This is a genomic window from Haemophilus haemolyticus (genome assembly GCF_003352385.1).
Taxonomy (GTDB): Bacteria; Pseudomonadota; Gammaproteobacteria; order Enterobacterales; family Pasteurellaceae; genus Haemophilus; species Haemophilus haemolyticus_I.
The window spans coordinates 121,529-133,723 of the sequence record NZ_CP031243.1; the positions used below are offsets into that span (position 1 = coordinate 121,529).

Annotated in this window: 17 protein-coding genes and 1 riboswitch; of the genes, 4 read left to right on the plus strand and 13 right to left on the minus strand. The window is 39.0% G+C overall.

Translation table 11 applies throughout. From position 1 onward, the window contains the following. Positions 1–10 precede the first annotated feature (10 nt). The 11 genes from rpsC to ftsY all read right to left on the minus strand — a co-directional run bounded on the left by rpsC (position 11) and on the right by ftsY (position 7,225). Positions 11–718 (minus strand): 30S ribosomal protein S3, encoded by a 708-nt coding sequence (gene rpsC / locus DV428_RS00665; protein ID WP_005625894.1) that lies wholly within the window; start codon positions 716–718, stop codon positions 11–13. A gap of 17 nt (positions 719–735) precedes the next feature. Next, positions 736–1,068, minus strand: coding sequence for a 50S ribosomal protein L22 (rplV, locus tag DV428_RS00670; RefSeq protein ID WP_005625897.1), 333 nt, complete (start codon positions 1,066–1,068; stop codon positions 736–738). 11 nt (positions 1,069–1,079) lie between these two features. Next, the gene (gene rpsS, locus DV428_RS00675) at positions 1,080–1,355 is read right to left on the minus strand and encodes a 30S ribosomal protein S19 (RefSeq protein ID WP_005539416.1); all 276 of its coding nucleotides are present in this window, start codon (positions 1,353–1,355) and stop codon (positions 1,080–1,082) included. A 25-nt stretch (positions 1,356–1,380) separates the two neighbouring features. Further along, positions 1,381–2,202: a 50S ribosomal protein L2 gene (gene rplB, locus DV428_RS00680; RefSeq protein WP_005625898.1), complete on the minus strand. Its 822-nt coding sequence runs from the start codon at positions 2,200–2,202 to the stop codon at positions 1,381–1,383. 17 nt (positions 2,203–2,219) lie between these two features. Continuing rightward, positions 2,220–2,519, minus strand: a complete 300-nt coding sequence (gene rplW / locus DV428_RS00685; protein ID WP_005625900.1) for a 50S ribosomal protein L23 — start codon at positions 2,517–2,519, stop codon at positions 2,220–2,222. After that, complete coding sequence (gene rplD, locus DV428_RS00690) at positions 2,516–3,118, minus strand: 50S ribosomal protein L4 (RefSeq protein WP_005625901.1); 603 nt, start codon at positions 3,116–3,118, stop codon at positions 2,516–2,518. Before rplD ends, rplW begins: the two co-directional genes overlap by 4 nt. A 15-nt stretch (positions 3,119–3,133) precedes the next feature. Continuing rightward, complete coding sequence (gene rplC, locus DV428_RS00695) at positions 3,134–3,760, minus strand: 50S ribosomal protein L3 (RefSeq protein ID WP_005632753.1); 627 nt, start codon at positions 3,758–3,760, stop codon at positions 3,134–3,136. 16 nt (positions 3,761–3,776) lie between these two features. Beyond that, positions 3,777–4,088, minus strand: a complete 312-nt coding sequence (gene rpsJ / locus DV428_RS00700) for a 30S ribosomal protein S10 (RefSeq protein WP_001181005.1) — start codon at positions 4,086–4,088, stop codon at positions 3,777–3,779. 320 nt (positions 4,089–4,408) lie between these two features. Then, positions 4,409–5,338 carry a permease-like cell division protein FtsX gene (gene ftsX, locus DV428_RS00705; RefSeq protein WP_114908324.1) on the minus strand — a complete coding sequence of 310 codons (930 nt, stop codon included), beginning with the start codon at positions 5,336–5,338 and terminating at the stop codon, positions 4,409–4,411. 9 nt (positions 5,339–5,347) lie between these two features. Further along, positions 5,348–6,004: a cell division ATP-binding protein FtsE gene (gene ftsE / locus DV428_RS00710; protein WP_005632750.1), complete on the minus strand. Its 657-nt coding sequence runs from the start codon at positions 6,002–6,004 to the stop codon at positions 5,348–5,350. A gap of 18 nt (positions 6,005–6,022) precedes the next feature. Continuing rightward, positions 6,023–7,225, minus strand: coding sequence for a signal recognition particle-docking protein FtsY (gene ftsY, locus DV428_RS00715; RefSeq protein ID WP_162790754.1), 1,203 nt, complete (start codon positions 7,223–7,225; stop codon positions 6,023–6,025). Positions 7,226–7,321: 96 nt separating this feature from the next. On the opposite strand from ftsY, the gene rsmD reads away from it, so the two are divergent. Continuing rightward, the gene (gene rsmD, locus DV428_RS00720; protein ID WP_005644366.1) at positions 7,322–7,903 is read left to right on the plus strand and encodes a 16S rRNA (guanine(966)-N(2))-methyltransferase RsmD; all 582 of its coding nucleotides are present in this window, start codon (positions 7,322–7,324) and stop codon (positions 7,901–7,903) included. Between the two features lie 9 nt (positions 7,904–7,912). Continuing rightward, positions 7,913–8,395 carry a tRNA (uridine(34)/cytosine(34)/5-carboxymethylaminomethyluridine(34)-2'-O)-methyltransferase TrmL gene (gene trmL, locus DV428_RS00725; RefSeq protein WP_114908326.1) on the plus strand — a complete coding sequence of 161 codons (483 nt, stop codon included), beginning with the start codon at positions 7,913–7,915 and terminating at the stop codon, positions 8,393–8,395. Positions 8,396–8,443: 48 nt separating this feature from the next. Here the strand turns inward: trmL and DV428_RS00730 are convergent, their stop codons facing one another. Both DV428_RS00730 and ribB read right to left on the minus strand, forming a co-directional pair. Further along, positions 8,444–9,187: a glycosyltransferase family 25 protein gene (locus tag DV428_RS00730; protein ID WP_114908327.1), complete on the minus strand. Its 744-nt coding sequence runs from the start codon at positions 9,185–9,187 to the stop codon at positions 8,444–8,446. 165 nt (positions 9,188–9,352) lie between these two features. Continuing rightward, positions 9,353–10,000 carry a 3,4-dihydroxy-2-butanone-4-phosphate synthase gene (gene ribB / locus DV428_RS00735; protein WP_114908328.1) on the minus strand — a complete coding sequence of 216 codons (648 nt, stop codon included), beginning with the start codon at positions 9,998–10,000 and terminating at the stop codon, positions 9,353–9,355. Positions 10,001–10,089: 89 nt separating this feature from the next. Next, positions 10,090–10,267, minus strand: a riboswitch (FMN riboswitch). On the opposite strand from ribB, the gene nadR reads away from it, so the two are divergent. Further along, entirely contained in the window at positions 10,262–11,485 is a 1,224-nt protein-coding gene (gene nadR / locus DV428_RS00740) for a multifunctional transcriptional regulator/nicotinamide-nucleotide adenylyltransferase/ribosylnicotinamide kinase NadR (RefSeq protein ID WP_114908329.1), read from the plus strand. (Overlaps the previous riboswitch by 6 nt.) Further along, a complete protein-coding gene (locus tag DV428_RS00745) occupies positions 11,482–12,162 on the plus strand; it encodes a metallophosphoesterase family protein (protein ID WP_046950480.1) in 681 nt (226 codons plus the stop codon). The genes nadR and DV428_RS00745 overlap by 4 nt, the downstream gene beginning before the upstream one ends. Positions 12,163–12,195 lie beyond the last annotated feature (33 nt).

Sequence of the window (12,195 nt, forward strand, 5' to 3'; positions counted from 1 at the left end):
GCGTTTCTCCTTACTTACGACCTTTACCGCGTGGAGCCTTTTTAGGCTTGTCGGCAGGTTGTTGTTCTGATTGCGCAACGGCAGCCATTCCACCAAGAATTTCACCTTTGAAGATCCACACTTTAACGCCGATTACGCCGTAAGTTGTGTGAGCTTCTGCAGTGTTATAATCGATGTCCGCACGAAGAGTATGTAGAGGTACGCGACCTTCACGATACCATTCTGAACGTGCGATTTCTGCACCACCTAAACGACCGCTAACCTCAACTTTGATACCTTTAGCACCTAAACGCATAGCACTTTGTACCGCACGTTTCATTGCACGACGGAACATTACACGACGTTCTAATTGAGAAGCGATGCTATCTGCAACTAATTTCGCATCTAATTCAGGTTTTTTCACTTCAGCAATGTTGATTTGAGCAGGAACGCCAGCGATTTTAGACACTGCGTTACGTAATTTTTCAACATCTTCGCCTTTTTTACCGATTACGATACCAGGACGAGCTGTGTGAATAGTTACACGAATACTTTTAGCTGGACGCTCAATAGTAATACGTGAAACTGAAGCATTTGCTAATTCTTTATTTAAGAATTTGCGTACTTTGAAATCGCCTTCAAGATTGTCAGCGAAGTCTTGTGTATTCGCGAACCAAGTAGAGCTCCAAGGTTTAACAATACCTAGGCGAATACCATGTGGATGTACTTTTTGACCCATTGCTATTCCTCTACTTATTAACGATCTGACACAACCACAGTAATGTGGCTAGTACGTTTTAAAATACGATCTGCACGACCTTTAGCACGTGGCATAACACGTTTCATGCTAGGACCTTCATCAACGAAGATTTTAGCAACTTTAAGATCATCGATATCTGCACCGTCATTGTGCTCTGCGTTTGCAATAGCTGATTCTAAAACTTTCTTCACTAAAGCTGCTGCTTTTTTGTTAGTGAAAGTTAAGATTTCTAATGCTTGCGCAACTTTTTTACCACGAATTAAATCGGCAACTAAGCGAGCTTTTTGGGCAGAAGTGCGAGCGTAACGATGTTTTGCGATAGTTTCCATCTCTTTACCTCTTATTTCTTAGCTTTCTTATCTGCCGCGTGACCGCGGTATGTACGAGTCGGTGCAAATTCACCAAGCTTATGACCGATCATTTCATCAGATACATAAACAGGAACGTGCTGACGACCATTATGGACTGCGATGGTCAATCCGATCATTGATGGAATGATCATTGAACGACGGGACCAAGTTTTGATTGGTTTTTTATCCCCGCTTTCCACCGCCTTCTCTACCTTCTTCAACAAGTGTAGGTCAAGGAAAGGACCCTTCTTGAGAGAACGTGGCATGGCTAATCCTCTTTAATTTAATCTATTATTTGCCACGACGACGTACGATATATTTATCAGTACGTTTGTTGTGACGAGTTTTCTTACCTTTGGTTTGAACGCCCCAAGGAGTTACTGGGTGTTTACCAAAGTTACGACCTTCACCACCACCGTGTGGGTGATCTACTGGGTTCATTGCTGTACCACGAACTGTAGGGCGAATACCTCTCCAGCGGTTAGCGCCAGCTTTACCCAATACGCGAAGCATATGTTCTGAGTTACCAACTTCACCGATTGTAGCAACACATTCAGCTAATACTTTACGCATTTCGCCTGAACGTAAACGTAAAGTTACGTAGTTGCCTTCACGTGCGATGATTTGTACATAAGCACCAGCAGAACGAGCGATTTGACCGCCTTTACCTGGTTTTAATTCAACGTTATGTACTGTTGAACCAACTGGGATATTACGCATTGGTAATGAGTTACCCACTTTAATTGGTGAGTTTACGCCAGCTTGGATTTGATCGCCTACTGACAAACCTTTAGGTGCTAAGATATAACGGCGTTCACCATCTTTATAAAGCACTAAAGCAATGTTAGCAGAACGGTTTGGATCATATTCTAAACGCTCAACAACCGCTGGGATGTCTAACTTGTTACGTTTGAAATCGATTAAACGGTAGTGTTGTTTGTGACCGCCACCAATGTGACGAGTAGTAATACGACCATAGTTGTTACGACCACCAGTTTTAGATTTAGTATCTAGAAGAGGTGCGTAAGGTTTACCCTTGTGTAATTCAGGGTTCACGATTTTAACAACGTGACGACGACCAGCGGAGGTCGGCTTACATTTAACGATAGCCATTCTCTAATTTCCTCCGATTACTCTGCACTGTCCACGAAGTCCAAGTTTTGGCCTTCGGCTAAAGTTACATAAGCTTTTTTCCAGTCGCTGCGACGACCCATTTTGCTACCACGGCGTTTAGTTTTACCTTTAACAACCACGGTACGAACAGAGTCAACTTTTACTTCAAATAATTGAGCAACAGCAGCAGCAATTTCAGCTTTGTTCGCATCTAAAGCAACTTTAAGTACAACAGTGTTAGATTTTTCAGCATTGTTAGTTGCTTTTTCAGAGATGTGCGGTGCACGTAGCACGCTTAGCAAACGTTCTTGACTCATGCTAGGATCTCCTCAATTTGTTTCACAGCGTCAACAGTAACAATCACTTTATCGAAAGCGATTAAGCTAACTGGATCGATACCTTGAACATCACGTACATCAACTTTATATAAGTTACGTGCTGCTAAGAATAGATTTTCATCTAAACTTGCTGTGATAATTAATGCATCTTCAACTGCTAAATCTTTTAATTTTTGTACTAAAACTTTAGTTTTTGGTGCATCTAATTCGAATTTTTCAACAACAACCAAACGGTCTTGACGAACTAATTCAGAAAGAATGCTTTTGATAGCACCACGGTACATTTTCTTGTTCACTTTTTGGCTGTGATCTTGTGGTTTAGCCGCGAAGGTTATACCACCAGAACGCCAGATTGGTGATTTAATATCACCAGCACGAGCACGACCTGTACCTTTTTGACGCCAAGGTTTTTTACCTGAACCAGACACTTCAGCACGAGTTTTTTGAGCACGAGTACCTTGACGCGCACCTGCTGCATAAGCAACAACAACTTGGTGGATCAACGCTTCGTTAAACTCACGTCCGAAGGTAGTTTCAGAAACAGTTAGTGCGTTTGCACCTACAACTTGTAATTCCATCTCTATCTCCTAGACTTATGCTTTAACTGCTGGCTTAACGATAACATCGCCATTGATAGCACCAGGTACAGAACCTTTTACTAATAGCAATTTACGCTCAGCATCTACACGAACAACTTCAAGTGATTGAACAGTTACACGTTCAGCACCTAAATGTCCTGCCATTTTTTTACCTTTAAACACACGACCTGGAGTTTGGTTTTGACCAATAGAACCAAGTACACGATGTGATAAAGAGTTACCATGAGTCGCATCTTGAGTACGGAAGTTCCAACGTTTAACACCACCTTGGAAACCTTTACCTTTAGAAGTACCAGTAACATCTACTTTTTTAACATCTGCAAAGATGTCAACATTGATTTCTTGACCTAAAGTGAATTCTTCACCTTCAGTACGAAATTCCCATAAACCGCGACCAGCCTCAACACCTGCTTTCACGAAATGACCTGCTTCAGGTTTAGTTACACGATTCGCTTTTTTAGAACCAGTAGTAACTTGAACTGCAGTATAGCCATCGTTTTCAAGAGTTTTAACTTGAGTTACGCGGTTGGCTTCGATTTCGATAACGGTAACTGGTACAGAAACACCGTCTTCATTGAAGATACGGGTCATACCAACTTTACGACCGACTAAACCAATCATTGTAATAACCTCTTAATTAACCTAGGCTGATCTGCACGTCCACGCCGGCAGCCAAATCTAAACGCATTAATGCATCAACAGTTTTTTCTGTTGGCTCTACGATATCTACTAAACGTTTGTGAGTACGAATTTCGTATTGGTCACGTGCGTCTTTATTTACGTGTGGAGAAATCAACACGGTGAAACGCTCTTTACGAGTTGGTAAAGGAATTGGACCACGAACTTGTGCACCAGTACGTTTAGCTGTTTCTACGATCTCCGCAGTAGATTGATCGATCAAACGGTGATCGAAAGCTTTTAAGCGGATACGGATTCTTTGGTTCTGCATTAGACCAGAGCTCCAATAAAATTTAGCTAATAAAAAAACCAACACCAATCACAATTCTAACTTCAAAATAGAAAAGGAGGTGCAAGTTACCTGTTATATAGTCTCCAAATCGGAAACATTGTTTAGCGTGACATATCGTCATGCTCGTTTAATAAATGATTACATTAAACGACTTTCATATTGAAAGTCTGCAAATACTACACAAAAGTTAAACAAATTGCAAGGGATTTATTCAAAGCAAATAAAAAGTGCGGTCATTTATCGCCATATTTTCTAATCGAAAAATACCTAGAAAAATCACCGCACTTCACATATTAAAATTACTGATGGTTATCTAATAGCGTGATATGTCGTTTTGCTACAATCCACGCACCAACATATCCCATAATTAAACAGCACACTAATAAGAATACAAATTCCCCAACACCTAATCCATTCAAACTGAATTGGACGGCAAAAATATCCGTTACATATTTCACGGCAGAAGTAAAATAGCTGATAATAAAGCTACTAAAAATTGCAGCAACTAATCCACCTAACACGGCATAAATCATCCCTGTATAAAGATAAGGACGAAGGATAAATTGATCTGTTGCACCAAGCAATTTCATCACATCAATACTTGATCGGCTACTATACACATCAGAGCGAATACTGTTACCAATAACTAAAAATACCGCTATCGTCATTAATACAGTGCAGAAAATTGCCACATGGGCAATTAACCAAGAAAGTGCGGTTAATTTTTCCATCCAATCGTTATCCAAGCGAACTTCTTGTACCCCTTTGATTTTATTTAAATTGGTACGTAACTCATCACGTTTTTCTGAAACATTAAATTCGCTCGTTGGTTTTACCATAACGACCGCAGGTAATGGATTATCATCTAAAATTTCTAATTCTTCACCAAAGCCAGACCAACTTTTGAATTCTTTTAAACTTTCTTGACGAGAGACATAATTCAGTGATTCCACCCCCTCTTGTTGACGGATTTTCTCTACCACTAAATTCGCGTCTTCTTCACTTAAATTTTTGTGAAGATAAATCGTCAATTCACTTTCCGGATAAAATTGCGTGGTCGCTAAATGTAAATTTTTCCACATTAAATAGCTCACGGTTGGGATCGTCAGAGAAACAGCGATAACCAAAATCGTGAGCAGCGTGCCAAATTTACGTTGCCATAAATCCGCCCATACTGCACGCAAAGTATAGGCTGTTTGAACAAAAACAGATGCATCCGGTCGGCTCATGATTATTCCTTAATAACGTAAATAACCTTGTTCAAGCACAAGACAAGGTTTTGGTTTTTGTTGAATTAAATTAATGTCGTGAGTAGCAATTAACACGGTCATTCCAAGGCGATTAAATTCTTCAAACAAATTAAAAATGCCTAAAGAAAGTTCATCGTCTAAATTACCCGTTGGTTCATCTGCCAATAAGAGTTGAGGTTTATGCACAATCGCACGTGCAATATCAACACGTTGCTGCTCCCCGCCAGAAATTTGTGGTGGCAAATAGTGCGCTTTATTACGTAATCCTACACGATCTAAAGATGCCATTGCTCGAGTATTCGCATCTTTTGGATGCATACCTGCAATAATCAACGGCAATGCCACATTTTCCACCACAGTACGATCTGTTAATAAACGATAATCTTGATGAACCATACCAATTTGGCGACGCAGAAATGGAATTTCATATTTCGACAAGCGAGTAATATCGTGTCCGTTAAACCAAATTTGACCAGCATTGGCTTTTTCCATTCCCATAATAAGCTTGAGTAATGTACTTTTCCCTGCGCCTGAATGCCCAACTAAGTAAGTCATACTTCCCACTGGAAGATGAAAATTCAAGCCTTGTAACGCTGGCTGCGTTGCACCATGATAGGCTTTAGAAACATTTGAGAACTTAATCACAATTTTTCCTTATTCTTTTTATTCTTCTTCATGAACGAATAATGCCTCAATAAATTCTTTGGCATTAAACTCACGTAAATCTTCAATTTTCTCGCCCACGCCAATATAACGAATAGGCAACTTAAACTGATCGGCTATGGCAAAAATCACGCCGCCTTTTGCCGTGCCATCTAATTTTGTTAGAGAGATCCCTGTTAAACCGACAGCCTCATTAAATAACTTCGCTTGGCTAATAGCATTTTGTCCCGTTCCAGCATCCAGCGTAAGCATAATTTCATGTGGTGCAGTTTCGTCATATTTTTTCATAACACGAACAATTTTTTTCAGTTCGTCCATTAAGTTATTTTTATTCTGAAGACGACCCGCCGTATCCGCAATAAGAATATCAATATTGCGTGCAGCCGCTGATTGCATCGCATCAAAAATTACCGATGCAGAATCAGAGCCAGTGCTTTGCGAAACAACTGGAATATGATTACGTTCTCCCCAAACTTGAAGCTGCTCAACAGCCGCTGCACGGAAAGTATCGCCCGCCGCAAGCATCACTGATTTTCCTTCAGCCTGAAATTTACGTGCGAGCTTACCAATTGTCGTTGTTTTACCCACGCCATTTACGCCCACCATTAAAATCACATAAGGTTTTTTCGTGCTATCAATCTCTAACGGTTGTGCTACTGGCTCAAGAATATCCGCCATTTCTACTTTTAATTGTTGATATAAAAGCTCGGCATCTTGTAATTCTTTACGGCTTGCATGTTCAGTCAAATTTTTGATGATTTTACTTGTTGTCGGCACACCAATATCCGCAATCAAAAGTTGCTCTTCTAATTCTTCAAACAACTCATCATCAATTTTCTTTCCTAAGAAAAAGCTACGAAACCCCGCGCCAATATTTTGTTTAGTTTTCAGTAATCCCTTAACTAAACGACTAAAAAAGCCACCTTCACTTGGCTTTTCGCGAGTTTCAATTTCAACAACAGGCTGAAGATCATCTTCTAACTTTTTCGCTTCGATGATTTCTTCGACTGGCTCAAGTGCGGTTGAAATTTCCTGTATTTTTTCTTCTTCGACTAAATCATGAGTTTCAAGTTTTTCAATAGACGACTCGATATCTTTTATCTTTTCTTCTTCAATTATCGGCTCAATTTTAGGTTCATCTTGCTTTTTATTACGCCCAAATAACGATGCCCAAAATCCGCCTTTTTTATTTTCTTCAGCCATAAAATGCTCTCTTAACTGTAATCCGATAAAAATGTCGTTCATTCTAGCAAAAAATCGTCTAAACTAAGCACAATTTTCAATAAAAATCGAATCTTTATGAAAAAAATACAAACGCCAAATGCAAAGGGCGAGGTTCGCATTATTGCTGGACTATGGCGAGGGCGAAAACTTCCCGTATTAAATTCAGAAGGCTTACGCCCAACTGGCGATAGAGTGAAAGAAACGCTTTTTAATTGGTTAATGCCTTATATCCACCAATCTGAATGTTTAGATGGCTTTGCGGGGAGTGGTTCATTAGGTTTTGAAGCACTTTCTCGCCAAGCGAAAAAAGTGACTTTTTTAGAACTAGATAAAACCGTCGCCAATCAATTAAAAAAGAATTTACAAACGCTCAAATGCTCATCTGAACAGGCTGAAGTGATTAATCAAAGTAGTTTGGATTTTCTAAAACAGCCACAAAATCAACCGCACTTTGATGTGGTGTTTTTAGATCCCCCCTTTCATTTTAATTTGGCAGAACAAGCAATTAACTTGCTTTGTGAAAATAATTGGCTAAAACCCAATGCGTTAATTTACGTAGAAACAGAGAAAGACAAACCGCTCATCACTCCTGAAAACTGGACGTTATTGAAAGAAAAAACGACAGGAATGGTGAGTTATCGTTTATATCAGAATTAGAGAAAAATTATGTTAGATATCGTTTTATATGAACCAGAGATCCCACAAAATACCGGTAACATTATCCGCCTTTGTGCCAATACAGGATTTCGCTTGCACTTAATTGAACCCCTAGGTTTTACTTGGGATGATAAACGCTTACGCCGCTCAGGTTTGGATTATCATGAATTTGCGGAAATCAAACGCCACAAGACTTTTGAAGCCTTTTTAGAAAGCGAAAAACCCAAACGTCTCTTTGCACTTACAACAAAAGGCAGTTCAGCACATAGCCAAGTGAAATTTGAACTAGGGGATTATTTAATGTTTGGCCCCGAAACTCGCGGCATTCCAATGTCAATTTTAAATGAAATGCCGATGGAACAAAAAATCCGTATTCCAATGACAGCCAATAGCCGCAGTATGAACTTGTCTAATTCTGTCGCAGTAACGATTTATGAAGCGTGGCGACAATTAGGCTATAAAGGTGCGGTAAATTTACCAGAAGTAAAATAAATAAAAAAGTGCGGTTAAAATTTAATAAGATTTTTAACCGCACTTTTGTTATTTAAATGGAACTTGTTTTCCAAATATCCGTCTTTTTATTCTAATAAATTCATTTTTTATTTTAGCTAAAGGTTTAGCGGGAATTTGGTTTTTATGAACACTTAATCTTCCCTCATCTAAACTACTCTCGAAATGGCTTTTACCATGAAGAATACAATCTTGAATACATACAGCTGGGAAAAGTTGCATTACTTTATAGTCATTCTGACTTAATAAGTCATCAAATATTAGCGTATCAATTGCGAGATCTAGTCGAGTATTTTTTATCTTATTGAGTAAATATTTAGCGCCTTTAGCTGTTATTGAATACCCACCCATTCCTGTGTGTTTAAATTTTAAATGGAAAATATTGCGCTCACATTTTATTTGATACATTTTGCCGAGCATTATTTTTCCATATAACGTTTCTAATTTCAAAATATCTGTATCACTATCAATATAATCAACACTCAACAATTCCTTTGCATTCTCGCCCAAATAAATATCATCTTCAAAAATATTAATATAATCTAAATTATTTTCTAAAACGAAATTCCATAAAATGATATGGCTTAATGCACAGGCTATCTCAGCATCACACAAAGTAGCTTTTGATGAACGATCAAAGGTTATATTAAATTTTTTAGCGGTTTCTTCAATAAGATTGGGCGTGATAGCATCAAAAAATACGAACGGAATATTCTGCTTACCGAATTCCTCTGTAATATGTTTTCGGCGTTTTTGTTCAGTCGTTAAACTAATAACATAATTGTGCTGTGCTGTGCTGTGCTGTGCTGTGCTGTGCTGTGCTGTGCTGTGCTGTGCTGTGCATAAAAGTAACCCAAATAAATAAAAAAGTGGAACAGTATAATATAAAAAGTGCGGTGAAAAATCATAGAAATTTTAACCGCACTTTTCTCTCTAAAATTAAATATTATGTGCTAAACGATATTCAACCAAATCTTCAATAGTAAGCACAAAATAACCAAATTTCTTTGCAAATTCTACAATCTCAGGGGCGCGAGCCATTGTGCCGTCATCATTCGTGATTTCACAAATCACGCCTGCATGTTTAAATCCTGCCAGACGTGCTAAATCAACGGAAGCTTCAGTATGTCCGCGGCGAGTAAGTACACCACCATTTGCTGCACGAAGTGGAAATACATGGCCAGGACGATGTAAATCTGTTGGAACTGCATTATCAGCAATCGCCGTTTGAATGGTTGTGACTCGGTCTGCGGCAGATACGCCTGTAGAAACACCTTTCGCGGCTTCAATTGTCACCGTAAAAGCCGTTTTATTTACACTATTATTGTGTTCTACCATTGGCGGTAAATCGAGTTGTTGGCAACGTTCATCGGTAATGCATAAACAAACGATACCACTGCCATAACGAATTAATTTTGCCATTTGTTCTGACGTGATTGTTTCTGCCGGGAAAATTAAATCGCCTTCATTTTCACGATCTTCATCATCTAAAACTAATACACCATTTCCATTTTTGAAGGCATTAATTGCATTAAGTACGCGTTCTTCAGCGGTATTGCCGAATGGAGATAAAATTGACTGATTCATAGTAATTTCCTTAATTTGAGACTTCAATTAAATACCAGAATCAGGGCTGAGAAATGCAAATAAAATGAACGATTTGGGAACCCAACTCGTTTTATTCTCTTTCATCCAGACTTTACTGTCGGCTTTGGAATCTCACCAAATCTGCTGACTTTAAAAGTGAAAGTTAGGGCAATTTAGCAGGAAAAATTTGCCAAAAATTGACCGCACTTTTAAACGCTCGTGGGCTTTACCACCGGTAGGGAATTTCACCCTGCCCTGAGAATGCGCGCTAAGTATAGCGCAAAATACCTAGGCACTAAATCAGAACGTGAAAAATATTTTCATTTAGCCTACAATAAACGCACTCAATTCTTACGCTATCAAGAGCGGATTATGTCAAAAGCAAAAGAGAAAAAAGTCGGTGTGATTTTCGGGAAATTTTATCCTGTACACACAGGCCATATAAATATGATTTATGAAGCGTTCAGTAAAGTAGATGAACTGCACGTTATCGTGTGTAGTGATACGGAGCGCGATTTGAAATTATTTTACGATAGTAAAATGAAACGTATGCCAACCGTGCAAGATCGTTTGCGTTGGATGCAGCAAATTTTCAAATATCAAAAAAATCAGATTTTTATTCATCATTTGGTTGAAGACGGTATTCCAAGTTATCCAAATGGCTGGCAATCGTGGAGTGAAGCAGTTAAAACCCTATTTCATGAAAAACATTTTGAACCTTCAATCGTATTTAGTAGCGAACCTCAAGATAAAGCACCTTACGAGAAATACCTAGGTTTAGAAGTTTCGTTAGTCGATCCTGACCGCACTTTCTTTAATGTGTCCGCAACCAAAATTCGCACCACACCATTCCAATATTGGAAATTTATTCCGAAAGAAGTTCGTCCTTTCTTTGCCAAAACGGTGGCAATTTTAGGGGGAGAAAGCAGTGGTAAAAGCGTGCTGGTGAATAAGTTAGCCGCCGTATTTAATACCACTTCCGCGTGGGAATACGGGCGTGAATTTGTATTTGAAAAACTAGGTGGCAACGAGCAAGCGATGCAATATTCTGACTATCCACAAATGGCTCTTGGTCATCAACGATACATTGATTATGCCGTGCGCCATGCTCATAAAATTGCATTTATTGATACGGATTTCATCACCACGCAAGCGTTCTGCATTCAGTATGAAGGGAAAGCCCATCCATTTTTAGACTCAATGATTAAAGAATATCCCTTCGATGTCACCATTTTGCTGAAAAACAATACTGAATGGGTGGATGATGGCTTGCGTAGCTTAGGCTCACAAAAACAACGCCAACAATTTCAACAACTACTCAAAAAACTGTTAGATAAATATAAAGTCCCTTATATAGAGATTGAATCGCCAAGTTATCTTGATCGCTATAACCAAGTGAAAGCAGTCATTGAGAAAGTGTTAAATGAAGAAGAAATCAGTGAATTGCAAAATAGTCCATTTGTTATAAAAGGAAAACATCAATGATCTTATTTGCCGGTGATCCACACGGAAGCTACGATCATATTTACCCTTTTGTGAGAGAACAGGAAAATGTCGCACTCATAATTTTAGGCGATTTGCAGCTCACGACAACAGATGAATTGGATAAACTTGCGCAACATTGTGATATTTGGTTTATTCATGGAAATCATGATAGTAAAACAATTAGTGCTTTTGATGCGATTTGGGGCTCTGAATGGCAATCACGGAATTTACACAATCGCGTAGTTGATATTCAAGGTACTCGCATTGCGGGATTAGGCGGTGTATTCCGCGGGCAAATCTGGATGCCGCCCAATCGCCCCATGTTTTTTGATCCTATTCATTATTGCCAATATAGCCCACAGGAAAAAATCTGGCGAGGCGGTGTGCCTTTACGTCACCGCACATCAATTTTTCCATCAGACATTGAAATCTTAGAAAACCAACAAGCGGATGTGTTGATTTGTCACGAAGCCCCTAAACCACATCCGATGGGTTTCCAAGTAATTAATGATTTGGCAATGAAGATGGGGGTTAAGCAAGTATTCCACGGACATCATCACGAAAACTTTACTTATCGAACAAAGTATCCCTACAAAATCACGAATGTAGGTTTCCGTAGTCTTGCTGACGCTGAAGGAAATTATTTGCTACAAACGATCGACGATCGTGAAAAATAAATCTAGTCCAAAACAAAAGCCGATTCAAATGAA